General features: G+C 39.1%; 1 protein-coding gene. It reads right to left on the reverse strand.

Annotated features, from left to right (window positions below):
- Positions 1-540 (reverse strand): peptidoglycan recognition protein family protein (locus HMPREF2961_RS06435; RefSeq protein WP_256277983.1); only part of this gene is annotated, 540 nt, incomplete at both ends.

The raw sequence follows: 540 nt of genomic DNA on the forward strand, positions 1-540 counted from the left end.
TAGTTGGATCAATGACTGGTTTATCATCTGAAGTAGTTGGATTTTCATCGGTAAATCCATGAGCCAAATCATAGGCTAGTTTTTCTTTACTTACACCCATTTCAGAAAGATAACCGTAAGGATCTGTATGATCGCCCCAAATATTTTGAGTTACCCATAAATGCGATTTAATACCTGGCTGGTTGTAAGGCGTATCTAGCGTTAAAGGAATACCATATTTTATTGCTGAATCTCTAGCCAATTCAACGTATGCCTTGTAGTTTTTCTCAAACGTTGTTTTATCATGTGTGTGTTGTAACTCAATCTGCACAGGACTATTTGCATTAGCATACGAACCAGCACCGTACTGTACATAACCAGGTTGTCCGACTTGATAAACAATTCCGCCGTCTCCCACAATGTAAGCAGTGTAAGCACTAGTCCATGAACGTTGCATATATTGCGCTTCATTGCGCCCTGTTGCTGTTTCATTAGCCGTTTCATGCAGTAAAATGTACTGATTATTTGCTACTTGAGAGCTACCTTCATTTACACCTAAAT

The organism is Enterococcus sp. HMSC076E04 (assembly GCF_001814285.1).
GTDB lineage: Bacteria > Bacillota > Bacilli > Lactobacillales > Enterococcaceae > Enterococcus_B > Enterococcus_B lactis.